The organism is Deltaproteobacteria bacterium (genome assembly GCA_029210625.1).
GTDB lineage: Bacteria > Myxococcota > Myxococcia > SLRQ01 > SLRQ01 > JARGFU01.
This window is the reverse complement of sequence record JARGFU010000037.1, coordinates 22,191-43,171: the sequence shown is the minus strand read 5'-3', so window position 1 is coordinate 43,171 and position 20,981 is coordinate 22,191. Positions and strand designations below refer to the sequence as shown.

At 71.1% G+C, this 20,981-nt stretch carries 16 protein-coding genes; 9 read left to right on the top strand and 7 right to left on the bottom strand.

The window, feature by feature from the left end; genetic code table 11:
* On the top strand, nucleotides 1-1,302 hold a 1,302-nt coding region (locus P1V51_23045), incomplete at its 5' end, for a hypothetical protein (GenBank protein ID MDF1565931.1).
* 1 nt (nucleotide 1,303) lies between these two features.
* Here P1V51_23045 and P1V51_23040 read toward each other — a convergent pair.
* Nucleotides 1,304-2,449 (bottom strand): hypothetical protein, encoded by a 1,146-nt coding sequence (locus tag P1V51_23040; GenBank protein ID MDF1565930.1) that lies wholly within the window; start codon nucleotides 2,447-2,449, stop codon nucleotides 1,304-1,306.
* A gap of 29 nt (nucleotides 2,450-2,478) precedes the next feature.
* The gene (locus P1V51_23035; protein ID MDF1565929.1) at nucleotides 2,479-3,069 is read right to left on the bottom strand and encodes a TetR/AcrR family transcriptional regulator; all 591 of its coding nucleotides are present in this window, start codon (nucleotides 3,067-3,069) and stop codon (nucleotides 2,479-2,481) included.
* A gap of 67 nt (nucleotides 3,070-3,136) precedes the next feature.
* Here P1V51_23035 and P1V51_23030 point away from each other — a divergent pair, with 67 nt between their 5' ends.
* On the top strand, nucleotides 3,137-3,532 hold the full coding sequence (locus P1V51_23030) for a hypothetical protein (protein MDF1565928.1): 396 nt from the start codon (nucleotides 3,137-3,139) through the stop codon (nucleotides 3,530-3,532).
* On the opposite strand, the gene P1V51_23025 is transcribed toward P1V51_23030, so the two are convergent.
* Entirely contained in the window at nucleotides 3,529-5,025 is a 1,497-nt protein-coding gene (locus P1V51_23025; GenBank protein MDF1565927.1) for an amidase family protein, read from the bottom strand. The genes P1V51_23030 and P1V51_23025 overlap by 4 nt on opposite strands.
* 67 nt (nucleotides 5,026-5,092) lie before the next feature.
* Here P1V51_23025 and P1V51_23020 point away from each other — a divergent pair, with 67 nt between their 5' ends.
* Nucleotides 5,093-7,531, top strand: a complete 2,439-nt coding sequence (locus tag P1V51_23020) for a thrombospondin type 3 repeat-containing protein (GenBank protein MDF1565926.1) — start codon at nucleotides 5,093-5,095, stop codon at nucleotides 7,529-7,531.
* Here P1V51_23020 and P1V51_23015 read toward each other — a convergent pair.
* Nucleotides 7,496-8,284 carry a hypothetical protein gene (locus tag P1V51_23015; protein MDF1565925.1) on the bottom strand — a complete coding sequence of 263 codons (789 nt, stop codon included), beginning with the start codon at nucleotides 8,282-8,284 and terminating at the stop codon, nucleotides 7,496-7,498. The two genes, P1V51_23020 and P1V51_23015, sit on opposite strands and share 36 nt — an antisense overlap.
* Before the next feature lie 88 nt (nucleotides 8,285-8,372).
* Here P1V51_23015 and P1V51_23010 point away from each other — a divergent pair, with 88 nt between their 5' ends.
* From P1V51_23010 to P1V51_22995, 4 genes are all read left to right on the top strand, one after another.
* A complete protein-coding gene (locus tag P1V51_23010; GenBank protein ID MDF1565924.1) occupies nucleotides 8,373-9,824 on the top strand; it encodes a coniferyl aldehyde dehydrogenase in 1,452 nt (483 codons plus the stop codon).
* 100 nt (nucleotides 9,825-9,924) lie between these two features.
* Nucleotides 9,925-10,128 carry a cation transporter gene (locus P1V51_23005; protein MDF1565923.1) on the top strand — a complete coding sequence of 68 codons (204 nt, stop codon included), beginning with the start codon at nucleotides 9,925-9,927 and terminating at the stop codon, nucleotides 10,126-10,128.
* On the top strand, nucleotides 10,125-10,412 hold the full coding sequence (locus tag P1V51_23000) for a metal-sensitive transcriptional regulator (GenBank protein ID MDF1565922.1): 288 nt from the start codon (nucleotides 10,125-10,127) through the stop codon (nucleotides 10,410-10,412). The genes P1V51_23005 and P1V51_23000 overlap by 4 nt, the downstream gene beginning before the upstream one ends.
* Entirely contained in the window at nucleotides 10,409-12,850 is a 2,442-nt protein-coding gene (locus P1V51_22995) for a heavy metal translocating P-type ATPase (GenBank protein MDF1565921.1), read from the top strand. Before P1V51_23000 ends, P1V51_22995 begins: the two co-directional genes overlap by 4 nt.
* 1 nt (nucleotide 12,851) lies before the next feature.
* Here P1V51_22995 and P1V51_22990 read toward each other — a convergent pair whose 3' ends face one another.
* The 3 genes from P1V51_22990 to P1V51_22980 all read right to left on the bottom strand — a co-directional run bounded on the left by P1V51_22990 (nucleotide 12,852) and on the right by P1V51_22980 (nucleotide 15,942).
* Entirely contained in the window at nucleotides 12,852-13,817 is a 966-nt protein-coding gene (locus P1V51_22990; GenBank protein ID MDF1565920.1) for a hypothetical protein, read from the bottom strand.
* A 94-nt stretch (nucleotides 13,818-13,911) separates the two neighbouring features.
* Entirely contained in the window at nucleotides 13,912-14,886 is a 975-nt protein-coding gene (locus tag P1V51_22985) for a calcium/sodium antiporter (protein ID MDF1565919.1), read from the bottom strand.
* Nucleotides 14,887-14,895: 9 nt separating this feature from the next.
* Entirely contained in the window at nucleotides 14,896-15,942 is a 1,047-nt protein-coding gene (locus tag P1V51_22980) for an NAD-dependent epimerase/dehydratase family protein (GenBank protein ID MDF1565918.1), read from the bottom strand.
* Between the two features lie 147 nt (nucleotides 15,943-16,089).
* Between P1V51_22980 and P1V51_22975 the strand changes: the two genes are divergently transcribed.
* Nucleotides 16,090-16,344, top strand: coding sequence for an acyl-CoA-binding protein (locus P1V51_22975; GenBank protein ID MDF1565917.1), 255 nt, complete (start codon nucleotides 16,090-16,092; stop codon nucleotides 16,342-16,344).
* Between the two features lie 277 nt (nucleotides 16,345-16,621).
* Nucleotides 16,622-20,977, top strand: a complete 4,356-nt coding sequence (locus tag P1V51_22970) for an acyl-CoA dehydratase activase-related protein (GenBank protein MDF1565916.1) — start codon at nucleotides 16,622-16,624, stop codon at nucleotides 20,975-20,977.
* The last annotated feature ends 4 nt before the right edge of the window (nucleotides 20,978-20,981 follow it).

The following is a 20,981-nucleotide window of genomic DNA, read 5'->3' as shown; positions in this document are numbered from 1 at the left end:
GGCAACGCGGTGAGCGGCAGCGACACCGGCTCGGACACCCTGACCATCGACAACCAGTCTCCGGGTGACGCGACCTGGGGCGGCGTCTCCCCGGCCAACACCCAGATCACCCTGAACTGGAGCAACCCGGGCGACGGCGACCTCGCCGAGGTGATGATCCTGCGCAACACCGTCGCCATCGCCGACCAGCCGGCCGAGGGCACGACCTACCTGCAGGGCAACACCCTGGGCACCAGCACCATCCAGTACGTGGGCGCCGGCACCTCGACGATCGCGACCGGGTTGACCAACGGCCAGGACTACTGGTTCGAGGTCTTCAGCCGGGACAGCAACGGCAACTGGGCCGCGGGCGTGGCGACCGGTCCCCACCAGCCCTCCCTGGTCGACTCCGACGCGCCCTGCGCCGCCGCCGACCTGCGGGTGACCACTCAGACCGACACCACGATCACGATCGCCTTCGTGGCCCCCTACGAGGACTGCACCGGGACCTCGGGCAACCCCACGGCCTACATGGTGCGCTACGGCTACGAGGCGATCTCCTCGGGCAACTGGGCCGACGCCCTCGTCTTCGACGACGCCTACACCCCCAGCGTGGCCGCCACCGCCACCGAGACGATCACCCTGACGGGCCTCGACTCGAACACCCGCTACTACGTGCAGGTGAGGGCGGTGGACGACTTCTCGAACGTCGGCCCCGTCGCCAGCCTCCTGGGGGTCGACACCGACAAGACCCAGTCCACCGTCCACGCGGGCTGGAACATCGGCGGCAACGAGAACAACCTCGGCGCCACCAACACCTGCAGCGGCGTCTTCGGCGTCAGCTCCTGCATGTACTGGGTCTCGAGCGGCGTCGGTGACTGGTCGGGGGCCTACTCGGACACCGGCCCCTCCGGGCAGGTCCACGACGGCTACGGCTACTGGCTGGGCATGGCCGGCGGCGAGAACCTCACCCCACCGGGCGACTCCACCCCGACCACCAACGGCAGCACCGTCGAGGTGCCCCTCCAGAAGGGCATGAACCTCCTGGCGAACCCCCACCCCGACGCGGTGCTCCTCTCGTCGCTCCAGATCGTGCAGAACCCCGGCGGCGGCGAGACGGTCAACACCTGGGAGAACGCGGTCCTCGCCGGCTGGATCTACTCCTCGATCTACGCCTACGACGGGGCCAACTACTTCCAGGAGACCTGGGACTCCGATCCCATCCTCTGCGGCAAGCTCCACCCCCGGAAGGGCTACTGGCTGAAGCTGGCGGTGGACGACGCCAACACCTACGCCGTCCGGATCACGAACCCCAACCCCTAGGTCAGGCGGCCCCGAAGAGCTCCCGCTCGACCTCGAGCTGAGCGGGATCGCGGGTCACCTCCGCGGCGAGGTAGTCGACGTGGTGGTGGCCCGTGCGGGTGGCTCGTCCGTAGAGGTTGAAGAGCTCGTTGAGGGCGCCCATCAGCAGCGGGCGCGGCAGCGGCAGCGGGTAGCCGCTCTTCTCGACCAGGGCGGCCACCTTGCGCAGGGTGGAGCCCCCGAACTCGAGGGCGTCGATGCCGAGCTCGGCGAAGTCCTCCTCCAGGTGGGGGATCAGCGCCAGCGCGGGCAGGAGCATGTTCAGGCGGGCGAGCCGGGCCCGCGGGTTGTGCTTCTCCCAGGGGCCCATGGGGAACTCGGAGAAGTAGTTGGTGGGCAGGCCGGTGTGGCGAGCCTCGTCGAGGTGGAAGAGGGCGAGCATCTCGAGCCCGGGCAGGTGACCGAGCACCCCGAAGAGGGAGAGCGCGATGCCCTCGACCAGGATGTTCATGCCGAAGAACTTCTCCAGGCCGTCGGCCTTCAGCACCCGCTCCAGGAAGAGGTACTCCCAGGCGCTCTGGCGGGGCACCGGCACGTCGAAGGCCTGGATGAGCTCGCGCAGCACGACGAAGTGCTTGGCCTCCTCGAGGACCTGCATGGTCAGCGCCGCCCGGGCGCCGGTGCTCTTCACGCTGCCGAGCAGCTCGGCGCTCACCAGCCAGGCGTAGGCCTCGCCGTGCCCGATGGGCGTGAGGATGTTCACGATCGCCTGCTTCTGCCGGGGCGTGTACTCGGCGTCGAGGCGGGCCTTGAACTCCGGGAGGGTCAGCTGCGCGCGGACCTCGCTCTCCTCCCTCGAGAGGGACTTCTCGGCCGAGGCGACGAGCGACTTCTCGACCTCGCTGGCGTCCTTGAAGGAGAGGTAGGGCGCGTTCTTCTCGGCCTTCCAGAGCAGGCGCAGGCTCTTGTCGTAGACCTTGCGCCGCAGCGTGTCGCTCGCCCCGCCGACGAACTCGTAGTGCTCGTCGTCGTAGGGCGCCTTGCGGCCGCCGAGGTGCGCGAGGCCCAGCACCCGATCGTAGGTGCGCAGGAAGCGGTTGGTGGCCTCCTCGAGGCCGCGGTTGATGCGGGTGGCCCGCTCGCTGACCGGGAGCTGCTCGAAGCGCATTTGAGTCTCCTGTGAACGACGACCGGCTATCAGGGACCCAGGAAGAGGATTCGAGCGAGCTGTCCCGAGTGATCGGAGGTACCCCAGACCTCCTCACGGAAGCTTCCGGAGGTGGCCTGGACGAGGGCGGCGGTGCAGACCTGGAGGACGGCGGCGCGCACCGGAAGATCCGGGGGGATGATCTCCTCGCCCCGCACCTCCAGGACGCCGGAGACCCAGTCGAGGAGCGGGACGATCTCCCGGGAGAGGAGCTGGGTGCGCGAGGCTCGACCCTCGAGCACCTCGCGCAGGAGGACCCGGGCGAGGTCGGGGTGGGTCTCCAGGAAGTGCACGTAGCGCTCGAAGAGGCGGTCGAGGAGCTCCTCGAAGGTGCCCCCCTCGTCGATGGCCTCCTCCATCACCACCCGCAGGCGCACCGCCGCGCGGCGGACCACCTCGGAGTAGAGCCGCTCCTTGGTCTCGAAGTGGTAGAGGAGCGAGGGGCGGGTGATGCCCACCCGGCGAGCGATGTCCTCGAGGCGGGTCTCGACGAAGCCGAAGCGGGCGAAGGCCTTCTCCGCGGCGCCCAGCAGGCGCTCGGAGGTCGAGGGTCCATCGGGATCGAGTCGGGGCCGGGCCACGGGAGACAGTAATCTACCGGTCGGTAGGTTTTGCAAGCAAAATCTACTCACTGGTAGGCTGGCCGCGATGGCGACCGACGAACCATTTCCCGCGAAGGACTTCGCCCTGGGCTGCCTCGGGCTGCTGGGCTTCCTGGCGGTGATGGCCGGGCTCCAGCTCGGGGCGGCCTGGGCCTTCGGGCTGATCGGCGCGGAGGGCGTCACCCCCTGGCACCTCGCCGGCGGGGTCGTCTTCGCCCTCGTGATGACCGGCGTGGTCTCGATCATGGGCGAGAGCTTCATCGAGGACGTGGTGAAGCTCGTCATCGGCGTGGTCCTCGCCTCGGCGGCCCACGGCAAGTTCGGCGATCCCGGCCTCGCGGTGGGCCTCGGCGCGCCGGTGGGGATGGCGACCCCCTTCCTGGCCCGCGCCCTCTCCCGCCTCTTCCCCTCCAAGAAGGAGGAGAGAGCGCCCGGGAGCTAGGCCCGGGTCGGAGGCCGCCGATCGAACCAGGGTCGAGCCCGCTCGAGCTGACCGGCCAGGGAGTAGAGGAGCTCCTCCTCCCCGAAGCGCCCCATGAAGTGCACGCCGATGGGCAGGCCCGCCTCGCTCCAGAAGAGGGGCACGCTCATCGCCGGGAAGCCCCCGGTGTTGGCGAAGGGGGTGTAGCCGACGTAGCGCAGGAGGGTCGCCTTCATCTCCTCGATGCTCCCCGTCTGGTCGAAGTGACCGGTGGGCCAGGGCGGCTCCCCCAGGGTGGGGGTGAGGGTGAGGTCGTACTCCTGCAGGAAGCCCGCGATCACCCGGTGCGCGGCCTCGAAGGTCTGGTAGGCGAGCCAGACCGAGCCGGGACCGAAGACCTCGTCGAGGCGGGCCAGGCGCAGGGTGAAGGGCTCGAGGGGCGGCTTGCCGGTCTTCAGGGTGAAGGCCCGCAGCGCGCCGCCCAGCACGCGGCGGTTCTTCAGGAGGCGCAGGAGGGGCTCCGGCGCGCCCGCCTTCTTCGCCTCGATCGGGGCGGTGCGCATGATCAGCCCGGGCCCGGCGCTCCAGAGGACCTCGAAGGCCTCGTTGTAGGCCTCGCCGTCCACCGCGGGGCGCGCCTCGACCACCTCGTGGCCCAGGCTCTCGCAGAGGCGGGCGGCGTCCTCCACCGCCGCCCGGCAGTCGGGGTGGGCGCGCTGGCCGAGGAAGTCGGTGTCGCTGAAGGCGATGCGCAGGCGGCGCGGCTCGCGCTCGACCGCCGAGAGGAAGGTCCCCTGCGGCGGCGGACACCAGAAGCGATCCCCGGGCCGGTTGCCGTGGATCAGATCGAGGAGCGCGGCGCTGTCGCGGACGCTGCGGGTGACCGCGCCCTCCACCACGTGCCCGTCCGGCGGATCGAGGGTGGTGGTCGAGTGCCGCCCCCGGCTGGGCTTGAGGCCGAAGAGGCCGCAGGCCGAGGCGGGGATCCGGATCGACCCGCCCCCGTCGTTGGCGTGCGCGGCCGGCACGATCCCGGAGGCGACCGCGGCGGCCGAGCCCCCGCTCGAGCCCCCCGGCGAGCGATCGAGATCCCAGGGGTTGCGGGTCGCGCCGAAGAGGGCCGGCTCGGTGGTGGGCAGGAGGCCCATCTCCGAGGAGTTCGTGCGGCCGAAGACGTTGAGGCCGGCGGCCAGCATCCTCTCGACCACCGGGTGGGTCTCCCGGGCCACGTTGTCGCGCAGGAGGTTGGCGCAGAAGGTCATCGGGTGACCCTCCCAGGCCAGGAGATCCTTGAAGAGGAAGGGCACCCCCCGGAAGGGGCCCTCGGGCAGGCCTCCCCTCGCCTGCTGACGGGCGCGGGCGGAGAGGTCGGAGATCAGGGCGTTGAGCCGGGGGTGCAGGGCCTGGTGGCGCTCGAGCGCGGCCTCGAGCACCTCCTCGGCGCTGACCTCACCGTCACGGATCAACCCGGCCAGGCCGGTGGCGTCGTGCTGCTCGTACTCGGGGAATCTCATCGCTGGCGCCTCCCCGGTGAGGATAGAATGGCCGCCTGCTGGGGGGGAAATGCCGGTGGGTCTCGTGATGAAGAACCTTCGCAAGCTCGCGCTCCTGCTCGCGCTCTCCGCCCTCGCCCTCCCCTCCTCCCCGGCCCGGGCCGAGGGCTCCGCGCAGACCGATCAGCCCGCTCCGCAGGGGCTCTACCGCTACGTGACGCTCGCCGTGGACATCCTCGACGCGAGCACGGAGGTGATCGTCTGGAACGGCCGGGGGTCCATCGACGTGCGCGCTCCCAACGCCACCCTGCTCGGGACCTTCGCCTCGGGAGAGATCATCACGCCGGTGGCGGGGCAGAACGGCGCCTACCGGATCACCCTCGCCGAGGATCAGTTCTACTCGGCGACCGGGCAGCCTCCCTTCACCTATGTCCCCTGGGACGTGGCGGTCCGGGACAGCGGCACCGGCGCCCTCCACCTCGGGAGGCTCTGGTCCACGGTCTGGCAGCTCAACGCCGGAGGCTTCTCCCCCTCCGAGGCGGCGAACTACAGCGTCTTCGCCCTGGTCCCGGCGGGCTCGGCCAGCGACACCCTCGTCTACGAGCTGCGCCTCGACGGCATGGCCGGCTACATCTACATGATCGTCGCCAACCGCGCCGGCGTCCTGGGCAACGGCCTCCACCCGGGCGTGAGCGTGCCGCAGCTCGGCTACACCCTCCCCGCGGAGTACCCGATCTACCTCAACCCGCCGGCGATCGCCTCGCACACCAGCGTGACCCCCGTGCTCACCGCCGAGAGCTTCGCCAGCACCGGCGCGCTCTGCGACCTGGTGACCCCCGGGATCCACGACGCGCTCTTCGGCTTCGAGGCGAACGTCACCGGCACCTACCACCTGATCTGTGACCTGAACGACGACGGGGTCTTCGACCTCTCCAGCCTGGCGGACCTCCACCGGGTGGGCCAGGTCAGCCCGGGCAGCAACAGCTTCACCTGGGACGGCCGGGACAACGCCGGCAACGACGTGGCCGACGGTCTCCACGACTGCCAGGTGATGCTCACGGTGGGCGAGCTGCACTACGCGGCGGGGGACATGGAGACCTGCTACGAGGGCCTGCGGATCTTCCGCCTCGACGCCAACGGCGCGGCCTGGCCCACCTCGATGTACTGGAACGACGCGCTGGTCCAGTCGAGCGCAACCACGATGCCCAACGGCCTGGTGAGCGCCGAGACCTCCGGTCCCACCGGCGTCAGCTCGGGCGATCCCTCGCAGCCCGCGGTGCCCCACACCACCACCAGCGCGGGGAACGCGAGGGCTTGGGGCAACTTCTACACCCAGCCCACGACCGGCGGGGGCAAGGGAGACATGAACTTCCTCGACACCTTCACCTGGGAGGACGCCGACTACTCGAGCGTCCGGACGGTGGAGGTCATCGGCGCGAGCGTCGAGAGCGACGGCGACGGCCTCCCCGACCACCTCGAGCGCTGCACCCTGGGCACCGACCCCTCCCTCGGCGACAGCGACGGCGACAGCGTGGGTGACTTCGTGGAGACCCTCGGGGGGACAGCCACCCCGAACAGCGACGGCGACGCCCTCATCGACGCCCTCGATCCCGACGACGACGGCGACGGGATCCCCACTGCGGACGAGGACTACGACGGCGACGGCGACCCGACCAACGACGACGCAGACGGTGACGGCCTGATCGACTACCTCGACCCCCTCAACGACGACGGCCCCCTGGGGGATCTGGACGGCGACGGAGTGATCAACCCGCTCGACAACTGCCCGGCCGCCCCCAACCCCCTCCAGACGAACCTCGACGGCGACGGCGAGGGCGACGCCTGCGACGCCGACGCCGACGGCGACGGTGTGGACGCCACCGGCGACTGCGACGATCTCGACGCCTCGGTCCAGGCGGGCGTCGATCACTGGCCCGACGCGGACGCCGACGGCCACGGCGAGCCGGGCGCGCCCACCGCCTACTGCGGCAGCCCGCCCATGGGCTGGGTGACGAACGGCGACGACAACTGCCCGGCGGCCAGCAACCCCGGGCAGGAGGATCTCGACCTCGACGGCCTGGGTGACGTCTGCGATCCGGACGTCGACGGGGACGGAGTGGAGGCGGCCTCCGACTGCGACGACGTCGACGCCACCGTGAGCGAGGCCCAGGTCTACTGCTTCGACGGAGACGGCGACGGTCACGGCCACCCGGCCGAGCCCTCGACCTTCTGCAGCGCCACGCCCCCGCCGGGCTTCGCCCCGGACTGCACCGACAACTGCCCCTCGGATCCCAACCCCGATCAGGCGGACAGCGACGGCGACGGCGCGGGCGACGCCTGCGATCCGGTGACGCCCGACGGCGGCACGGGCGAGGACGGCGGCACCGACGGTGGGAGCGTCAGCGACGGCGGCGGTGGAGGGAGCGGCGACGAGAAGGGCTGCGGCTGCTCGAGCAGCCGGCGGAGCGGCGCCCCGGTGGCCCTCGGTCTGCTACTCCTGCTCGGCCTCACCCGCCGGCGCGCCTGATCCGTCGATCGCCCGCAGGCGCGCCTGCGCCCAGCGGATCAGCTCGTCCTCGAGGCCCAGGCCCGCGGCGCCGGTCACCGCCTGCACGTAGAGATCGCGGGCCTTCTCGCGCACCGGCGCGGCCTTCTCCTCCAGCGCCGCCTGGAAGATCGACTGCTGCTCGGGGGTGAGCGGGGCCGGGGCCGGGATCGTCGTGAGGCCCTCGGCGAGGTGCTCCCAGAGGGCACCCTCCTGCACCTGGGCGTGGTGACGCCAGGGCCCCGCGGGGAGCGCGATCACGCCCTCGTAGGCCGCGCCGAGGCGCTCGGCTCCGTCGAGCTTCTGCTTCAGCTGACGGGCCAGCAGACGGGTGGCCTCTCGCCCCTCCCCCCCACCGAGGGCGATCGCCTCGTAGCGCTCGTGGGCCACCTCCAGCACCTCCAGGACCGCCCCGGCGTGGGCCTCGCAGGCCGCCCCGCCCTCCCGCTCGCAGGCGCTGCGCGACTCGACCAGGGCCGGAGCGGCCGGGTGGCAGACCGCGCCCAGCGGCGCGAAGCCCTCCGGGCAGCGGGCCGCCGGGGAGGAAAGTGCCGGAGGTGCCGGGGGCGGCTCGGCCACACCGCCCATCCCGCGGGGGGCGAGCTCGGCCGGTCCGTAGACCGCGGCGGTCGGAGGCGCCTCGCCCTCGGGCTCCGGCGCGGGCCGGTGCGCCGCGCCCGGGCAGGCCGTCAGGCCGAGCGAGACGAGCGCGAGGACGAGTGGGGTCGGTCGCATCCGGACCTCCGAGCGAGGGGGACGAGAGCGGTGACGCATCGCGCCAGCGCGTGGGATAATCATAGGCTACTTTCGAAGGAGGCCCGTCATGTCCACGGCCGTCGCAGCCGATCCGAAGCCCGCGAAGGGCGGCGATCCCTCCCTCGCCCTGAAGGACCTGCTGGAGAAGCAGCAGCAGGCCTTCGACCGGGACCGCTACCCCACCCTCGCCGAGCGCAAGGCCCGCCTCGACGCCCTCGACCGCCTGCTGCGGGAGAAGCAGGATGCGATCGTCGCCGCCATCCAGGCCGACTTCGTCTGCCGCTCCCGGCACGAGACGGTGATCACCGAGATCATGATGGCGGTGGGCGCCATCAAGCACGCGAAGAAGCACCTGCGCCGCTGGATGAAGCCGGTGAAGGTGCCGGTCGCCCTGGAGTTCAAGCCCGCCACCGCGCGGATCGTCCGCCAGCCCCTGGGGGTGGTGGGGATCATCGCGCCCTGGAACTACCCGGTGCAGCTCGCCCTCCTGCCCCTGGTCAGCGTCCTCGCCGCCGGAAACCGGGCGATGATCAAGCCCTCGGAGCTCACCCCGAAGACCTCCCAGCTGATGGCCGAGCTCCTGGCCGAGATCTACGACGAGGACCTGGTGGCGGTGGTGCAGGGCGGCCCCGAGGTGGGCAAGGCCTTCTCCGAGCTGCCCTTCGATCACCTCATCTACACCGGCTCCACCGCCGTGGGCCGCCTGGTGATGATGGCGGCGGCGAAGAACCTGGTGCCGGTGACCCTGGAGCTGGGCGGCAAGTCCCCGACCATCATCCACTCCAGCTTCCCCCTCCACGAGGCGGTCAAGCGGATCACCTTCGGCAAGGGTTTCAACGGCGGCCAGACCTGCATCGCCCCGGACTACGTCTTCATCGACGCCGCCCGCCGGGACGCCCTGGTCGAGGGCATCAAGGCCACCTACGCCGACTTCTATCCGGGCCTGCTGGAGAACCGGGACTTCACCTCGGTGGTGAACGAGCGGCACCACCAGCGACTGCAGGGGCTGCTGGAGGACGCCCGGGAGAAGGGCGCGACCATCCTCGAGCTCAACCCCGAGGGCGCGGACTTCTCCTCGGCCGAGCACCGGATGGCCCTGCACCTGGTGCTGGACGCCACCGATCAGATGGAGGTGATGCAGGAGGAGATCTTCGGACCGATCCTGCCGATCCTCACCTACGAGTCGATGGACGAGGTGGTGGACTACGTGAACCACCACCCCCGGCCCCTGGCCCTCTACTACTTCGATCGGGATTCGGGCCGGGTCCGGGAGATGATGCAGCGGACGATCGCCGGGATGGTGACGGTGAACGACACCCTCACCCACGCGGTGATCGAGGAGCTGCCCTTCGGCGGCGTCGGGGCGAGCGGCATGGGCGCCTACCACGGCCTCCACGGCTTCGAGACCTTCAGCCACCAGAAGGCGGTCCTCTACCAGAGCCGCTTCCACGCCCTGAACCTGATGAACCCGCCCTACGGCAAGCTCATCGAGCGCTTCCTGGCCTTCATGATGCGCTGACCGGAGAGGGGGGCGCTTGACATCCCCGGGACGACGCCTATCCTGTGCCTGACCCCACCCCCCGGGGGGTGGGATGACCATCATCCACAGGAGAGCAGAGATGAAGACGCTGAAGGTGACGGGAATGACCTGCGGGCACTGCGAGGCCTCGGTCCGGGAGGCCCTGGAGCAGGTCACCGGAGTCGAGAAGGTGGTGGAGGTGGACCGGCAGACGATGCGGGCCGTGATCGAGGGCGACGCTGCCGACGAGGCCCTGGTCGCCGCCATCACCGAGGTCGGGTTCGAGGCCGAGGTGACGGGGTGAGCTGCCACGGTGGCCTCCACCTCGACGACGAGACCCGGAAGAAGGCGCGCAATCGCCTGCTCTCGGTCCGGGGTCACGTCGAGGGAGTCCTGCGGATGCTCGAGGACGAGGACATCTACTGCGTGGACGTCCTCAAGCAGCTCAAGGCCGTGCAGGGCGCGCTGGGGAAGGTCAGCGGGATGGTCCTCGAGAGCCACCTCCACGAGCACGTGGTCAACGCCGCGGCCCGGGGAGACTCGGACAAGATCGTCGACGAGCTGATGGAGCTGATGAAGTACCGATGAGCACCGAGCTTCGCTTCACGGTCGGGGGGATGACCTGCGCCAACTGCGTGGGTCGGGTCGAGCGCACCCTGAAGAAGGTGCCCGGCGTGAGCGAGGCCTCGGTGAACCTCGCCACCGAGACGGCGAGCGTGACCCTCGGCGAGGACGCGGGCCCCGAGGCCATGACCGCTGCCCTGCAAGCGGTGAACGCCGCCGGCTACGAGGCGGGCGAGGCCACCCTCGAGCTCGGCATCGGCGGGATGACCTGCGCCAACTGCGTGGGCCGGGTCGAGCGCCAGCTGAAGAAGCAGGCCGGGGTCGTCGCCGCCTCGGTGAACCTCGCCACCGAGCGCGCCACCATCCGCTACTTGCCGGCGATGCTGGACGCCGCCGGGCTGAAGGCGGCCATCGAGGGTGCCGGCTACGAGGCCATCGAGCTCGACGCGGGCGAGGAGGAGGAGCGGGCCTCCGAGGCCGAGGTCCTGGGGCGCGCCTTCTGGCTGGCCGCGGCCTTCACCCTGCCCCTGCTGCTGGTCTCGATGGGGCCGATGCTCGTCCCGGGCCTCGCCGGGCTGAAGACCTCCTTGATGCCCGCCCGGGCCTGGGGGGTGGTCGAGCTGCTGCTGACCTCGGCGGTGCTCTTCGGGCCGGGCCGCCGCTTCCTGCGCCTCGGGTTCTCGGAGCTGCGCGCCCTCTCGCCGGGCATGAACGCGCTGGTCACCCAGGGCAGCCTGGCGGCCTACGGGTACTCGCTGCTGGTGGTGATCGCGCCGGGGCTCTTCCCCGAGGGCACGGCTCACCTCTACTTCGAGGCGGCCGCGGTCATCCTCACCCTGATCCTCCTGGGCAAGTCCCTGGAGGCCCGCGCGAAGGGGCGCACCTCGGCGGCGATTCGCAAGCTGATGGAGCTGCAGGCCCCCACCGCCCGGGTGCGGAGGGAGGGTGAGTGGCGTGAGGTGCCGGTCGACTCGGTGAAGGTCGGAGAGGAGCTCGAGGTCCGCCCGGGCGAGCGCATCCCGGTGGACGGCGTGGTCGAGCGAGGCGAGGGCTGGGTCGACGAGTCGATGATCACCGGAGAGCCCGTGCCGGTCTCCCGGGGCGTGGGGACCGAGGTCATCGGCGGTACGGTGAACCAGAACGCCGTGCTGGTGGTCCGGGCCACCCGGGTCGGCGCCGACACGGTGCTCGCCCAGATCGTGCGGATGGTGCAGGAGGCCCAGGGTGGCAAGCCGCCGATCCAGGAGCTGGCCGACAAGATCGCCAGCGTCTTCGCCCCCGCGGTGATGGTCGCAGCCCTGCTCACCTTCGCCGGCTGGATGATCTTCGGGCCCCCGGGTGCGCTCTCCCACGCCTTCGTCGCGGCGGTGAGCGTCCTGGTGATCGCCTGCCCCTGCGCCATGGGGCTGGCCACCCCCACCGCCATCATGGTGGGCACCGGCCGGGGCGCCGAGCTGGGGGTGCTCTTCCGCAAGGGCCTCGCCCTGGAGAGCCTGGCCCGGATCGACCACCTGCTGCTGGACAAGACCGGGACCCTCACCCGCGGCCGGCCGGAGCTGACCGACCTGCTCCCCCTGGCCGACCTGGACGAGGACACCCTCCTGCGCCGGGTCGCCGCCCTGGAGGCCAGCAGCGAGCACCCCCTGGGCCGGGCGATCGTCGCGGCTGCCGAGGCCCGGGGGCTCGAGCTCCCGGAGGCCGAGGGCGTCGAGGCCCTGCCCGGCTTCGGGCTCACCGGGCGCGTCGAGGGCCAGACCCTCCGGGTCGGCTCTCGTCGCCTGATGGAGAGCGAGGGGATCGCGTTGGACGAGGCCGCCGCGGCGCAGCTCACCGGGCTGGCCGAGCAGGCCCGCAGCACCGTGCTGGTGGCCGAGGGAGACCGCCTCGTGGGGCTCCTCGCGGTGGCCGATCCCCTGAAGGAGGAGGCCCCGGAGGCCCTCGCCCGGCTGCGCGCCGACGGGCTGACCCTGGTGATGCTCACCGGCGACGGGCGGGCGACCGCCGAGGCCGTCGCCCGGGCCGCGGGCATCGACGAGGTGCGCGCCGAGCTGCTGCCCGCCGACAAGGCCGAGGTGGTGAAGGCCCTCCAGGAGGGAGGCGCGAGCGTGGCCTTCGTAGGCGATGGCATCAACGACGCCCCGGCCCTGGCCCGCGCCGACGTGGGGATCGCCATCGGCACCGGCACCGACATCGCGATGGAGAGCGCCGAGGTCGTGCTGATGACCGGCGACCTGCACGCCCTGGTGCGCGCCGTCGGCCTCGCCCGCACCACCCTGCGCACCATCCGGGGGAACTTCCTCTGGGCCTACGCCTACAACGTGCTGCTCATCCCGGTGGCCGCGGGCGCCCTCTATCCCCTGGTGGGCGTGCTGCTGAACCCCATGCTGGCCGCGGCGGCCATGAGCCTCTCGAGCCTCTTCGTCGTGGGCAACAGCCTGCGCCTGCGGCGCTTCGCGGGCTGACTCAGTCCATCACCGCGGGCACGGACGACCAGAAGAGCCCGAGGCTCGCCGCCTCGTAGCGGCTCGGATCGCCGTCGAGGTCGAGGTCGGCCGCGTCCTGGATGACGTCGAGGATGATCTCGCAGAGCCAGGGGCCGTTGGCGCCGGTCGTCGTGAGGTCCCCGCAGCGCTTCTCCTCGGGTCGCGTGCAGCGGGTGTGCGCCTCGCTCACGCAGCGGGTGTCCCAGATGCCGTCCACGTTCTTGTAGTAGACCGGCTCGGTGAGCCCCAGGCAGTCGCAGCCCCGGGCGATCTCGTTGTTGAGCCCCTCGTAGAAGTCGTCGAGGGTCAGGAAGCCGGAGAGGGTTCCCTCGGTGTAGCGGACCCAGCCCTCGCCGTCCTCCTGGCGCTTCGCCTCGACCCGGACGTCCCGGATCCGGGCGCGGAAGGGCACCCCGAGGACCGAGAGGCCCCAGACCAGGCTGCCGCCGCTGCCGCGCAGGGTGCCGCCCGCGTCGATCACCGCCTCGGAGAACCGGCCCCAGGGGACCCCGCTCCCCGGCATGAAGCTCTCCTCCCGCACCCGGAAGTGACCGCCACCCTGGTGGGCGCTCTGCCAGGTGGTGCCCTCGGCGAAGTCCACCTGGTGGGCCACCAGGGTGAAGGGCTCCTCCTGCTTCTCGTAGAAGGCGTGGTCGAGGACCAGCGCGAGGTTGCCGCTCTCGATGTTGGCGTCGATCTGGTCCTGGAAGTTCAGGCCGATGAAGATCGCAAGCCCATCGAAGAGGGCCGTCACCGCGTTGTCGACGCCCACCTCACCGTCCTCGATGAAGTCCCGGGAGCTCTCCCCGAAGTCCCGGCAGCACTCGTAGTGGAGACCGTCCCTCCGGGGCGCGAGGATCTCGTCGATGTAGGTCGGCGAGACGAACTCGTAGTCCGCGGGGCGCGCGGGCCATCCCTTCTCGCCACAGGCGAGGCAGAGGGCCACGATCGGAACGAGGGCTCCCCACCCTCCTCTTCTCGGCAGACGCATGGAGCGACAGGATAGCGCAGATCGCGGTCCGGGCACGCGCCGCGTCTCTCTAGGCGCCGGAGGTCGCCGCCACCACGAGCAGCGCGAGGTAGGCGATCATCCCGGCCAGCAGCAGCGCCCCCTCCCGACGGTCGAGCAGGCGACCGGTCCACATCAGGGGGAGGAGCAGGAGAGAGGCGCCCAGCATCCACCAGAGATCTCGCTGCAGGATCTCGGGCGGAACCGGGAGCGCCCGGACCAGGGCCGTGGTCCCCAGGATCCCCAGCAGGTTGAAGATGTTCGAGCCGACGATGTTGGCCACCGCGAGATCGTCCCGGCCCCGCCAGGCCGCCACCAGGGAGGTGACGAGCTCCGGGGCGCTCGTCCCGGCCGCCACGACCGTGAGCCCGATGATGGTGTCGGAGACCCCCAGGGCGGCCGCGATGCCCGTCGCCCCCCGCACCGTCAGGGAGGCCCCGCCGGCCAGCACGGCGATCCCCAGCGCGGTGGCGGCGAGGTTCAGCCCCCAGGCCCGGGCCCCCTCCTGGCCGTAGCTCGCCGTGGCCAGGGTCTCCTCGTCGGCGAGCTCGCCGGTGAGCGCGGTGCGCCGCCCGATCCAGACGAGGTAGGCGACGAAGGCCGCGAGCGCCACCAGCAGGAAGCCACCCTCGACCCGATCGACGAGCCCGTCGCGGGAGAGGAGGTAGAGCTGGAGCGAGGCGAGCATCATCACCGGCCACTCCAGGCGGACCGTCTGCCCCTGGATCCGCAGCGGGCGGATCAGGGCCGTAAGGCCGAGGATCATGCCGATGTTGAAGATGTTCGAGCCGACCACGTTCCCGGCGGCGATGCCGACTTGCCCGGCCAGCGCCGCCTGCACCGAGACCACCAGCTCAGGCATCGAGGTGCCGGCGGCCACCACGGTCAGCCCCACCACCGCCGGGGAGAGCCGGCCCAGCAGCGCGAGCCCGCTCGCGCCGCGCACCAGCGCCTCACCGCCGCCGAGGAGGAGGACGAGCCCGAGGACGAGCAGAAGCAGATCCATGCCGGTACTCTAGTGCCTCCAGCCCGGGTCCGGCGACGCCGCCTCGCCGAGGGCCGCCCGCACCTTCGCCGCGACCTTCGGCTTGAGGGCGTCGACGAAGAGGAGCCAGCGGAAGGTGTCGGTGAGCACCTCGCGGGCCGGGCGGTAGGTCATCCCCAGCTCCTCCCGGCTCTTGCGGGCGTCGTAGGCGAGGTGGCCGCCGTCGAGGTCGTCGACCGAGTCGGCCGAGGCCGGCGCGTCGATGCCCTCCCGCTCCGCCTTCTTCTCGAGCCGGCGCAGGACGAACTTGGCCAGGAAGGCCGGCGGCCGCAGCGTGGGGGGGCGGGTCCCGCCGAGCTCCTCGTAGAGGGCGGCGATGGCCGGCGGGGCGAGCTGCTCCCCGGTGATCAGGTAGCGCTCCCCCGCCCTCCCCCGCTCGGCGGCCAGGAGGTGGGCCCGGGCGACGTCGCGGACGTCGGTGAAGCAGACCGAGAAGAAGGTCAGCCCGCCCTGGAGCAGATCGATGATCGAGCGGGTCGCCGGGGTGAGCCGGTGATCGAAAGGACCGAAGACGCCGCTGGGGTTGAGGACCACGACCTCGAGCTCGTCACCGCTGGCGGCCAGGGCCTCCCGCTCGGAGACGATCTTGCCGCGGATGTAGCTACTCTTCGCGCTCTCCATCCGGTGGCGCTCGTCCAGCGGCCGCTCCGGATCCTTGGCGAAGCCCACGGTGGCGCCGGTGCTGGTGTGGACCAGGCGCCGCACGCCGGCCGCCCGGGCGGCCGCCACCACGTTGCGGGTGCCCTCCACCGCCGGCCGCTCGATGTCGGCCGGGTCCTTCGTGTGGTTGAGGTGGGCCGCCGCCAGGTGGAAGACCACCTCGGCGCCGGCGAAGGCCGCCTCGAGGCTCCCGGGATCGAGGATGTCGCCGAGGTGCTCCTGCACCTCCAGCCCGGCGAGCCCGCGCCGATCGCTGCCCTCCCGCAGCAGCACCGCCACCTCGTGGCCGGCCTCGACCAGCGCTCGCGTGACCTGTGCTCCGATGTGCCCGTTCGCCCCCGTGACCGCCACCTTCATCGCGCCGCTCCCCTTTCCGTGGCGCAGTTGAGCACTCTTGCCCTCGCTTGAGAACGCGCCGCGGCGCGTCTTGCTCGAAGGGCGGCGCCGCGGCTATTCCCATGACACTCGCAGTCTTCTTGCACTCCACGCGATGGGGAGAAGGACATGGATTTCGCCGAAGCTCAGGAGAAGGTGAAGACCCTCTCGAAGAAGCCCTCCAACGATCAGCTGCTCGACCTCTACTCCCTCTTCAAGCAGGGCTCGCAGGGGGACTGCGCCGGCAAGCGCCCGGGCATGCTCGACCCGGTCGGCCGGGCGAAGTACGACGCCTGGAAGAAGCTGACCGGCACCAGCCAGGACGACGCCCGATCCCGCTACGTCGCGCTGGTCGAGAAGCTCCTCTCCGCCGACGGAAAGTAGCCGCCGGCCGCCGGCCCGAAGTTGACCGAAATTCACTGACGTTCATGTCAGCGCCACTGACACGAACGTCAGTAGAATTGCGGGTGACATGGACGTCACCGCACTGACATTGGTGTCATCTGAGCTAAATGTTCAGTTTTGCAAGTGATTCTCACTGACTGACCCCGGTCACTTTTTCCGTGCGATCCCTCTCCGGACCTGCTTAGAAGCCAGCCGTCGGCCGGGGACCCCGGGGAGCGGCGCCTCCCGGCCAGGAGACTTCTGACCGGAGGCAGTCATGAATCGTAGCGTTGGCATCGACCTCGGAGCCGAGTCCGTCCGCATCGTGGAGATCGCCCGGGACGCCCAGGGGAGCTGGGAGATCGTCCGGACCGCCCGGTGCGAGCACCACAAGGAGCCGGAAGGAGCCCTCCGGGGCCTCCTGACCGACTGGGGCTGGGAGGGCATCTCCTCGGCGGCGGTGACCGGCCGGATGGGCCGGCAGATCGATCTGGTGCGGGTGCCGCCGAAGCAGAGCCTGGCGGCGGGCTTCCGGTTTCACCAGGACGAGCACCCGGCCACGGTGGTCTCCATCGGCAGCCACGGCTTCTCGGTCCTCGAGCTGCGAGCCCACGACATGGAGGTCTTCCGGGAGAACTCGCGCTGCTCCCAGGGTACCGGCAACTTCCTGCGGCAGCTGGTCGAGCGCTTCGACCTCTCCATCGAGGAGGCGAGCGAGCTCTGCGCCACCATCGCCGATCCGGCCCCCCTCTCCGGGCGCTGCCCGGTGATCCTCAAGACCGACATGACCCACCTCGCCAACAAGGGCGAGTCGAAGGAGCAGATCCTCGCGGGGCTCTACGACGCGGTCTGCGAGAACGTCCGGGTGCTGATCAAGCCCCACCTCTCTCCGCCCCGGCTGATGCTCTCGGGCGGGGTCTGCCAGGCCACGCGGATCCAGGAGAGCTTCCGCACCTTCGCCGCGAAGAACCAGATGGTCTTCGTCGAGCCGGACGAGATCGGCCTCTTCTACCTCGAGGCCCTCGGCACCGCCGTGGTGGCGGCCGAGCAGGCGGCGGCCTGCCCCGAGACCATCGACGCCCTCTTCCTGCCCGCCGAGCACCACGACCTCGAGCGGGTCCCGGGCCTGGCCTCCTTCCTGCCCAAGGTGAAGCGGATGCCGAAGCAGGCGCTGCCGGAGGTCAACGGCAAGGCGCGGCGGCTGATCCTCGGCTTCGACATCGGCTCCACCGGCTCGAAGGCCGTGGCCATCGACCTCGAGAGCCGCGAGGTGATCTGGGAGGGCTACCGCAACACCCTGGGCGCCCCGGTCGGCGCGGCGCAGGCCCTGATGGAGAGCTTCACCGCCTCCGAGGCGGCGGCCCACCCCGTGCTCGCCCTGGGCGCGACCGGCAGCGGCCGGGAGATCGTCGGCTCTCTGATGTCCACCTGCTACGGCAGCGAGCGGGTCTACGTCCTCAACGAGATCGCGGCCCACGCGGAGGGCGCGCTCTTCTTCGACGACCGGGTCGACACCATCTTCGAGATCGGCGGCCAGGACGCGAAGTACATCCGCCTGGCCGGCGGCCGGGTGGTCGACGCCGCCATGAACGAGGCCTGCTCGGCGGGCACCGGCTCCTTCATCGAGGAGCAGGGGCGGAAGTTCTCGGGCATCGAGAACGTCGTGCAGCTGGGCCAGGAGGCCCTGAAGGCCGACGAGGGGGTCTCCCTCGGCCAGCACTGCTCGGTCTTCATGGCCGAGATCATCGACGAGGCGGTGGCCTCGGGGGTGGAGCAGCGCTCGATCACCGCGGGCATCTACGACTCGATCATCCAGAACTACCTCAACCGGGTGAAGGGCAGCCGCTCGGTGGGCCAGGTGATCTTCTGCCAGGGCATGCCCTTCTCGGCCGACGCCCTGGCCTCGGCCGTCGTGCGGCAGACCGGCTCCGAGGTGGTCATCCCGCCCAACCCGGGCACCGTGGGTGCCCTGGGGATCGCCCTGCTCACCCGCAAGGCCCTGCCCGAGTCGGTGCTGTCGAACGGCGCCGAGCCGGTGGAGCCCTCGCGCTTCCTCGGGGCGGAGGTGATCAAGAAGGACACCTTCCCCTGCAAGTCCACCCAGGGCTGCGGCGGCTCGGGCAACCTCTGCAAGATCGACCGGATCAAGACCGAGGTGGAGAGCCAGGCCCAGACCTTCACCTGGGGCGGCGCCTGCTCGCTCTGGGACAAGGGCACCGGCAAGGTGAAGCTCCCCGACCTCTCCCCGGACCCCTTCCGGGAGCGCGAGGCGCTGCTCGGTGAGCTGCGCGATCGCCTCGGCCAGAAGCGCGGCCGTCCCGTGGTCGCCATCACCGACGAGTTCAGCCTCAAGGGGCTCTTCCCCTTCGTGGCCACCTTCGTCCACGGCCTCGGCCACGACCTGGAGATCCACACCGGCGCCGACCAGGCGGTGCTCAAGCGCGGCATCGAGGGCGCCAACGTCCCCTACTGCGCGCCGATGCAGCTCTACCACGGGCTGACCAGCCAGATGGCCGAGGGCGAGCCCGAGACCCTCCTCCTGCCGATGATCCGCAACCTCCCGCGCGTCGCGAAGGAGGAGCACGCCACCGTCTGCCCGATCATCCAGGGCAGCGCCGATCTGCTCGCGCAGGATCTGGACGCGCACTACTCGGGCCGCCTCGTCTCCCCGATCATCGAGGTGGGCGAGGGGAACCTCCACTCGGTGGAGCTCTGGCAGTCCGCGCAGAACCTCGCCCGGGAGCTGGGCGTGCAGGGCGAGCGGGTGCGCGCCGCCTTCGAGGAGGCGGTCTCCACCCAGGCCGGCTTCGACGCCGCGCTCGAGGGCCTGGGCCAGCGCGCCCTGGACTTCTGTGAGGAGCAGGGCCTGATCCCCGTGGTCGTCCTCGGCCGCCCCTACACCATCTACAACAAGGTGCTGAACTCGAACGTGCCCGCGATCCTGAGGGAGCAGGGTGCCATCGCCATCCCGGTGGACTGCTACCCGGTGGAGAGGGACGTCCCGGTCTTCGACCGGATGTACTGGGCCTACGGCCAGCGCAACCTGCGGGCGGCCTGGCAGATCCAGCGCGCCCCGGGGGTCTACAGCCTCTGGGCCAGCAACTACTCCTGTGGGCCCGACAGCTTCAACCTCCACTTCTACGCCTACCTGATGGAGGGCAAGCCCTTCGCGGTCATCGAGACCGACGGGCACTCCGGCGACGCCGGCACCAAGACCCGGGTCGAGGCCTTCCTCCACTGCGTGCGCGAGGACCGCGAGGCCCGGGCCAAGGGGCTGGCGGCCGAGCGCGCGCCCCGCACCCTGAACCGGGCGCGCACCGGCCTCCCGGAGCTGCAGCAGCGGGGCGAGACCCTCCTGGTGCCCCGGATGGGCGCCGGCGCCGAGGCCCTGGCCGCCACCCTGCGGGGCGTGGGGGTGCCCACCGAGGCCCTGCCGATGCCCACCCGCGACACCGTGCGGATCGGCCGCCGGCACACCTCCGGCAAGGAGTGCGTGCCGATGACCATCACCCTCGGCTCGCTCCTCGAGCGCCTCGAGGCCGACGAGACCGGCGAGGAGAAGTTCGCCTTCTTCATGCCCACCGCGAACGGCCCCTGCCGCTTCGGCGTCTACAACATCCTCCACGAGATCGTGCTGGAGCGCCTGAAGCTGGACGACCGGATGCGGATCTGGTCGCCGGGGGACGACAACTACTTCGAGGGCGTCCCGGCCGGCTTCGCCGCCCTGGTCTTCACCGGCTTCGCGGCCAGCGACCTGCTCCTGGCGGCCCTCTACGACGTGCGACCGGTCGAGATCCGCGAGGGCGCCGCGCAGGAGGTCTACGACCGCTTCTCCCGACGCCTCTGGGAGCTGCTGGAGGACGTCGGCCGCAAGTCCGATCTGCGCATCGGCCCGGCCCTGCTCCAGGTGGCCAACGGCAGCCTCTTCGGCGTCTCGGCCCTGCTCAAGGAGGCCTCGGCGGCCTTCGCGGCGGTGAAGGGCGGCGGCGAGGTGCCCACGGTGCTGATGGTCGGGGAGATCTACGTGCGCTGCGATCCCTTCGCCTCGGGCTTCCTCATCGACGAGCTGGAGGCCCGCGGCCTCAAGGTCCGCTTCGCGCCCTTCAGCGAGTGGCTGGAGTACACCGACCACATCAACCAGGCCTTCGACCGGCACATCGGCTTCGATCAGCACCTCTCCACCTTCGTGCAGCGGCGGGTGGCCGCCCGCACCTACACGATGATGGGGCAGCAGCTGGGCTGGCCGCCGCGGATCAGCGTGGCCGAGACCATCGAGGCCGGCAAGGAGTACATCCGGCCCAAGCTCCTCGGCGAGGCCATCCTCACCGTGGGCGGCCCCCTCCACGAGTGGCACGAGGGCCTGATCGACGGCGCGGTGAACATCGGCCCCCACGAGTGCATGCCGGCCAAGCTCGCCGAGGCGCAGCTCTACCACGTCGCCGAGCGCGACGGCCTGCTCTCGCTCACGCTGCCGGTGAACGGTGATCCCATCGACCCCGAGGTCCTCGACAACTTCGCCTTCGAGGTGCGGGCGCGCTTCGCAGCCAAGTCCCGGCCCACGCCGAAGCCTCGCAAGACCGGGCCGATGATCCCGAAGGCCTTCAAGAAGATGCTGCCCATCCTGGGCGCATAGAATG

Coding starts and splice junctions, on each gene's coding strand:
- P1V51_22995 (MDF1565921.1), top strand. CDS start 10,409: ATGAGCACCGAGCTTCGCTTCACGGTCGGGGGGATGACCTGCGCCAAC.
- P1V51_22985 (MDF1565919.1), bottom strand. CDS start 14,886: ATGGATCTGCTTCTGCTCGTCCTCGGGCTCGTCCTCCTCCTCGGCGGC.
- P1V51_23040 (MDF1565930.1), bottom strand. CDS start 2,449: ATGCGCTTCGAGCAGCTCCCGGTCAGCGAGCGGGCCACCCGCATCAAC.
- P1V51_23010 (MDF1565924.1), top strand. CDS start 8,373: ATGTCCACGGCCGTCGCAGCCGATCCGAAGCCCGCGAAGGGCGGCGAT.
- P1V51_23015 (MDF1565925.1), bottom strand. CDS start 8,284: ATGCGACCGACCCCACTCGTCCTCGCGCTCGTCTCGCTCGGCCTGACG.
- P1V51_22980 (MDF1565918.1), bottom strand. CDS start 15,942: ATGAAGGTGGCGGTCACGGGGGCGAACGGGCACATCGGAGCACAGGTC.
- P1V51_23030 (MDF1565928.1), top strand. CDS start 3,137: ATGGCGACCGACGAACCATTTCCCGCGAAGGACTTCGCCCTGGGCTGC.
- P1V51_22975 (MDF1565917.1), top strand. CDS start 16,090: ATGGATTTCGCCGAAGCTCAGGAGAAGGTGAAGACCCTCTCGAAGAAG.
- P1V51_23025 (MDF1565927.1), bottom strand. CDS start 5,025: ATGAGATTCCCCGAGTACGAGCAGCACGACGCCACCGGCCTGGCCGGG.
- P1V51_23005 (MDF1565923.1), top strand. CDS start 9,925: ATGAAGACGCTGAAGGTGACGGGAATGACCTGCGGGCACTGCGAGGCC.
- P1V51_23020 (MDF1565926.1), top strand. CDS start 5,093: ATGAAGAACCTTCGCAAGCTCGCGCTCCTGCTCGCGCTCTCCGCCCTC.
- P1V51_22970 (MDF1565916.1), top strand. CDS start 16,622: ATGAATCGTAGCGTTGGCATCGACCTCGGAGCCGAGTCCGTCCGCATC.